This window comes from Burkholderia sp. BE17, from assembly GCF_009362305.1.
GTDB lineage: Bacteria > Pseudomonadota > Gammaproteobacteria > Burkholderiales > Burkholderiaceae > Burkholderia > Burkholderia pyrrocinia_C.
In genome coordinates, this window is record NZ_WHNU01000091.1 from 1 (window position 1) to 6,082 (window position 6,082).

The window sequence follows — 6,082 nt, forward strand, 5'->3', positions numbered from 1 at the left end:
GGGCGGGGCCGCGCAAACGGCGTGTCCGGCGGTGCTGCTGCGTTGCAGCACGAATTCTGCAGGCAAAAAAAACCGGGGCGGATACGGCCCCGGAGCAACAACGACAAGAGGAGAATGGTGACGCGCCGGCAACTACCAGCCGCGTACCGTAAATACTGACCACGGCCCGCGAAGGAAGTTCGAAAATTTTTTCGATTTGTTACCGGCCCCGACGGACGCCTTGTCCGGCGGGGCTGCGCGGGCGGCGTGCCCGCGCCTTCTCCTCGTCGTGCGCTTACTGCGCCTGCGCTGCGCGCAGGTAGATTTCGACGCGGCGGTTCTGTGCGCGGCCGGCTTCGGTCGCGTTGTCCGCGATCGGGTTCGACGGGCCCATGCCCTGCGCCGACAGGCGGCCGGCGTTGACGCCGCGCTGCGCGAGCGCGTTCACGACGCTTTGCGCGCGGTTCTGCGACAGCGTCTGGTTCAGCTGCGCCGAGCCCGTGCTGTCCGTGTAGCCGACGACCGATGCCGTCACTTGCGGGTTCTGGTTCAGCGTCGTCGCCAGGTCGTTCAGCAGCGGCGTGAATGCCGGCGTGATCGCGTACTGGTTCGTCGCGAACGTCACCGAGCTCGGCACGTTCAGCTTCAACGAGCCGTCCGGCTGCTCGGTCACCTGCGTGCCCGTCTTCGCTGCCGACGGCGCGAGCTTGTTCCTGATCGCCTGCCAGTTGTAACCCGTCACGCCGCCGACCAGCGCGCCGACGCCCGCGCCGATCGCCGCGCCCTTGCCGCCGCCAGCCAGAGCGCCGATGCCTGCGCCCAGAGCCGCACCCGTGCCGGTACCGACGGCCGTGTTGGTGCCTTGCGGCGATGCGCAGCCGGCCAGCACTGCACCGGCCAGGGCGAAGACGGACAGGCGAGTCGCGATTTTCATGTTCATCTTGGATTCCTCTCTTGGTTGAACGAGTCGACAACGACGACAACAACAGTTTTACGGCTCCCAGCGCAGGCCGGCCGAAACAAGGAAGGCCGGTCCGTGCTCGCGGCAGCCGCCGAGGCGGCTGCATGCCCAGTCCGTCAGCGTGGCTGTTCGGACAGTGCGACGCGTCAGCCTCTACAATATAGGCGGTTAGTGGCCGATTTGGCCCCATAGCATGCCGCACGCGAAGAGTGCGCCGGGTCGCGCGTTCGCGCAATGGCATGCAACAGATTCTTTCACTTTTCCCGATTTTCGCAGCGTAATTTGATATTTTTTGACCTTTGCGCGCGAGAAAAACGTTTTCACGGAGTTTCGATGAGCATTGACCGGGCACAAGTCGACACCGCGCTGGCGGCTGTCGTCGACCCCAATACCGGCCGTCCGTATGCGGCGAACAAGGGCGTGCGCAACGTCGCGATCGACGGCGATGTCGTGACGCTCGACGTGGTGCTCGGTTATCCCGCGCGCAGCCAGCATGACGACGTGCGCGCACGCGTCGCTGCGGCGCTTCAGGCCGTGCCGGGCGTGCGCGACGCGCGCGTCGCCGTGTCGCAGGAGATCGTCGCGCACACGGTGCAGCGCGGCGTGAAGCTGCTGCCGAACGTGAAGAACATCGTCGCGGTCGCATCGGGCAAGGGCGGCGTTGGCAAGAGCACGACGGCCGTGAACCTCGCGCTCGCGCTCGCCGCGGAAGGCGCATCGGTCGGCATTCTCGACGCCGACATCTACGGCCCGTCGCTGCCGACGATGCTCGGCATCCACGGCCAGCGCCCCGAGTCGCCCGACAACCAGTCGATGAACCCGCTCGTCGGCCACGGGCTGCAGGCGAACTCGATCGGCTTCCTGATCGAGGAAGACAACCCGATGGTGTGGCGCGGCCCGATGGCGACCTCCGCGCTCGAGCAGTTGCTGCGCCAGACCAACTGGCGCGAGCTCGACTACCTGATCGTCGACATGCCGCCCGGCACCGGTGACATCCAGCTGACGCTCGCGCAGCGCGTGCCCGTCACGGGCGCGGTGATCGTCACGACGCCGCAGGACATCGCGCTGCTCGACGCGAAGAAGGGCTTGAAGATGTTCGAGAAGGTCGGGATTCCGATCCTCGGCATCGTCGAGAACATGAGCATCCACATCTGCTCGAACTGCGGCCACGAGGAGCATATCTTCGGCGCCGGCGGAGCCGAGCGGATGGCGAAGGACTACGATGTGAACGTGCTCGGCAGCCTGCCGCTCGACATCGCGATCCGCGAGCGGGCCGACAGCGGCACGCCGACGGTCGCGGCCGATCCGGACGGTGCGCTGGCGCGTCGCTACCGCGACATCGCGCGCGGGGTCGCGCTGGCGATTGCCGAGCGTGCGCGCGACATGACGTCGAAGTTCCCGACGATCGTTGTTCAAAATACGTAAAACCCTTGCGGGGCGGGGCCTCACGCTGTTTACGGCGCCGCGAGGCGCGGTATCATGGCGACTTTTCCCGGGTCCCTTTACCCACCCGGCACGACCGTCGCGTCAAACGGCCGTTAGCCGGCATGAGGATCGAATGAAACAACGACATCACGGCGTGCGCGCCGGCCGCGCGCGGCGCGCGCTGCTGGCCGCCGCCGCGCTGGGCCTGCTGGCCGGCTGCAGCTCCTTTTCCTCGTCGCACGAAAAACGGGCCGACGCACAACTGCAGCCGACGGTCGGCTCGCAGGCGCGCGGCGCGGTGACGTTCGTCGAGCGTCCGGACGGCGTCCAGGTCACCTACAACCTGGTCGGCCTGCCGCCGAACAGCGATCACGCGCTGCAGGTGCACGAGCGCGGCGACTGCAACGCGGGCGACGGCTCGAGCGCCGGCCCGGTGTTCGCGCCGGCCGCCGACCGCCTGCGCGCGGGCGCCCGCGTCGCCGGCGATCTCGGCAACATCCATGCGGACGCGAACGGCGTCGCGGCCGGCTTCATCGTCGCTGCCGATCTGGCCCTCGATGGCGTGCGCTCGGCGATGAGCCGCGCGGCGCTGGTGCACCGCGACGCGAGCGATCCCGCGTTCCCGCAGCATGGCGCGGGGCCTGCGCTCGCCTGCGGCGTGATCCGTTGACGGTCGCCGCGTGCGCGGGCCGATGATCGCGTAAAATGTGCGCCTTTCCCGGCCGCCGCCTCGCGCGAGCGGCCGTTCCTGACTGTCACGCAGCGTTTCCTGGCGCCCCGATATGAGCATCAAGTCCGACAAATGGATTCGGCGCATGGCCGAAGAGCACAAGATGATCGAGCCGTTCGTGCCCGATCAGGTTCGCGCGTCCGCGGACGGCCGCCGGATCGTCAGCTACGGCACGTCGAGCTACGGCTACGACATCCGCTGCGCGGACGAATTCAAGATCTTCACGAACATCAACTCGACGATCGTCGATCCGAAGAACTTCGACGAGGGTTCGTTTGTCGATTTCAAGGGCGACGTGTGCATCATCCCGCCGAATTCGTTCGCGCTGGCCCGCACCGTCGAATATTTCCGCATCCCGCGCACCGTGCTGACGGTCTGCCTCGGCAAGTCGACCTACGCGCGCTGCGGGATCATCGTCAACGTGACGCCGTTCGAGCCCGAGTGGGAAGGCTACGTCACGCTGGAATTCTCGAACACCACGCCGCTGCCCGCGAAGATCTACGCGAACGAAGGCGTCGCGCAGGTGCTCTTCTTCGAGAGCGACGAAGTGTGCGACGTGTCGTACGCCGATCGCGGCGGCAAGTATCAGGGGCAGCGCGGTGTCACGCTACCGAAAACCTGATCTGGTTGCATAACGTCTCACCAGTTTCCGGGTGACCGCTGCGCGTGACGCGCCGCGGTCGTTCTTTTTGGAGAATCGCCCATGAAGTTTCGTTTCCCCGTCGTCATCATCGACGAAGATTTCCGCTCCGAGAACATCTCGGGCTCCGGCATCCGGGCGCTGGCCGAAGCGATCGAGAAGGAGGGCGTCGAAGTCCTCGGTCTCACGAGCTACGGCGATCTGACGTCGTTCGCGCAGCAGTCGAGCCGCGCGTCGTGCTTCATCCTGTCGATCGACGACGACGAACTCATGCTCGGCGAAACGGGTCAGGACGGCGAACTGCCCGAGCTCGCGACCGCGATCATCGAGCTGCGCGCGTTCGTCACCGAAGTGCGCCGCCGCAACGCGGACATCCCGATTTTCCTGTACGGCGAGACGCGCACGTCGCGGCATCTGCCGAACGACATCCTGCGCGAGCTGCACGGCTTCATCCACATGTTCGAGGACACGCCGGAGTTCGTCGCGCGCCACATCATCCGCGAGGCGAAGGTCTATCTCGACTCGCTCGCGCCGCCGTTCTTCAAGGAACTCGTCAAGTACGCGGACGAAGGCTCGTACTCGTGGCACTGCCCGGGCCACTCGGGCGGCGTCGCGTTCCTGAAGAACCCGCTCGGCCAGATGTTCCACCAGTTCTTCGGCGAGAACATGCTGCGCGCGGACGTCTGCAACGCGGTGGACGAACTCGGCCAGCTGCTCGACCACACGGGCCCGGTCGCGGCGTCCGAGCGCAATGCGGCGCGCATCTTCAGCGCCGATCACCTGTTCTTCGTGACCAACGGCACGTCGACGTCGAACAAGATCGTCTGGCACGCGACGGTCGCGCCCGGCGACATCGTGCTGGTCGACCGCAACTGCCACAAGTCGATCCTGCACGCGATCACGATGACGGGCGCGATTCCGGTGTTCCTCACGCCGACGCGCAACCATTTCGGCATCATCGGGCCGATCCCGCGCGACGAATTCAAGCCGGAGAACATCCGCAAGAAGATCGAGGCGAACCCGTTCGCGCGCGAGGCACTGCGCGAGAACCCGGACATGAAGCCGCGGATCCTGACGATCACGCAGAGCACGTACGACGGCGTCGTCTACAACGTCGAGATGATCAAGGATCTGCTCGGCGACCTGCTCGACACGCTGCACTTCGATGAAGCGTGGCTGCCGCACGCGACGTTCCACGATTTCTACCGCGACATGCACGCGATCGGCGACGGCCGCCCGCGCACGGGCGCGCTCGTGTTCGCGACGCACTCGACGCACAAGCTGCTCGCCGGCATCTCGCAGGCGTCGCAGATCGTCGTGCAGGATTCGGAGAACCGCACGTTCGACAAGCACCGCTTCAACGAGGCGTACCTGATGCACACGTCGACGAGCCCGCAGTACGCGATCATTGCGTCGTGCGACGTCGCGGCCGCGATGATGGAGCCGCCGGGCGGCACCGCGCTCGTCGAGGAATCGATCGCCGAGGCGATCGACTTCCGCCGCGCGATGCGCAAGGTCGACGCCGAATACGGCGACGACTGGTTCTTCAGCGTGTGGGGCCCGGACAACCTGTCGGAAGAAGGCATCGGTTCGCGCGAAGACTGGATGCTGAAGCCGAACGACCACTGGCACGGCTTCGGCCCGCTCGCGGAAGGCTTCAACATGCTCGACCCGATCAAGGCGACGATCATCACGCCGGGGCTCGACGTCGACGGCGAGTTCGGCGAGACGGGCATCCCGGCCGCGATCGTCACGAAGTACCTGGCCGAGCACGGGATCATCGTCGAGAAGACCGGCCTGTACTCGTTCTTCATCATGTTCACGATCGGCATCACGAAGGGCCGCTGGAACTCGATGGTGACCGAGCTGCAGCAGTTCAAGGACGACTACGACAACAACCAGCCGCTGTGGCGCGTGCTGCCGGAATTCGTCGCGCAGCATCCGCGCTACGAGCGCGTCGGCCTGCGCGACCTGTGCACGCAGATCCACGACGTGTACCGCGCGAACGACATCGCCCGCCTGACGACCGAGATGTACCTGTCGGACATGGAACCGGCGATGAAGCCGTCGGACGCGTTCGCGAAGCTCGCGCACCGCAAGATCGACCGCGTGCCGCTCGACGAGCTCGAAGGCCGCGTGACGAGCATCCTGCTCACGCCGTACCCGCCGGGCATTCCGCTGCTGATCCCGGGCGAGCGCTTCAACAAGACGATCGTGAACTACCTGCGGTTCGCGCGCGACTTCAACGAGCGTTTCCCGGGCTTCCACACCGACATCCACGGCCTCGTCGCGGAAGAGGTGAACGGCCGCGTCGAGTATTACGTCGACTGCGTGCGCGACTGATGGC

At 66.2% G+C, this 6,082-nt stretch carries 5 protein-coding genes; 4 read left to right on the forward strand and 1 reads right to left on the reverse strand.

The annotated features are described in order from the left end of the window. Nucleotides 1–274 precede the first annotated feature (274 nt). A complete protein-coding gene (locus tag GD429_RS39750; protein WP_034178753.1) occupies nucleotides 275–919 on the reverse strand; it encodes an OmpA family protein in 645 nt (214 codons plus the stop codon). A gap of 354 nt (nucleotides 920–1,273) precedes the next feature. On the opposite strand from GD429_RS39750, the gene apbC reads away from it, so the two are divergent. The 4 genes from apbC (at nucleotide 1,274) to GD429_RS39775 (ending at nucleotide 6,078) form a co-directional block, all read left to right on the forward strand. Further along, nucleotides 1,274–2,365: an iron-sulfur cluster carrier protein ApbC gene (gene apbC, locus GD429_RS39760; RefSeq protein ID WP_152865678.1), complete on the forward strand. Its 1,092-nt coding sequence runs from the start codon at nucleotides 1,274–1,276 to the stop codon at nucleotides 2,363–2,365. Nucleotides 2,366–2,498: 133 nt separating this feature from the next. Then, on the forward strand, nucleotides 2,499–3,035 hold the full coding sequence (gene sodC, locus GD429_RS39765) for a superoxide dismutase [Cu-Zn] (protein WP_152865680.1): 537 nt from the start codon (nucleotides 2,499–2,501) through the stop codon (nucleotides 3,033–3,035). A gap of 112 nt (nucleotides 3,036–3,147) precedes the next feature. Then, nucleotides 3,148–3,717 (forward strand): dCTP deaminase, encoded by a 570-nt coding sequence (gene dcd, locus GD429_RS39770; RefSeq protein ID WP_096471512.1) that lies wholly within the window; start codon nucleotides 3,148–3,150, stop codon nucleotides 3,715–3,717. Between the two features lie 81 nt (nucleotides 3,718–3,798). Further along, nucleotides 3,799–6,078 (forward strand): arginine/lysine/ornithine decarboxylase, encoded by a 2,280-nt coding sequence (locus tag GD429_RS39775; RefSeq protein ID WP_152865682.1) that lies wholly within the window; start codon nucleotides 3,799–3,801, stop codon nucleotides 6,076–6,078. The last annotated feature ends 4 nt before the right edge of the window (nucleotides 6,079–6,082 follow it).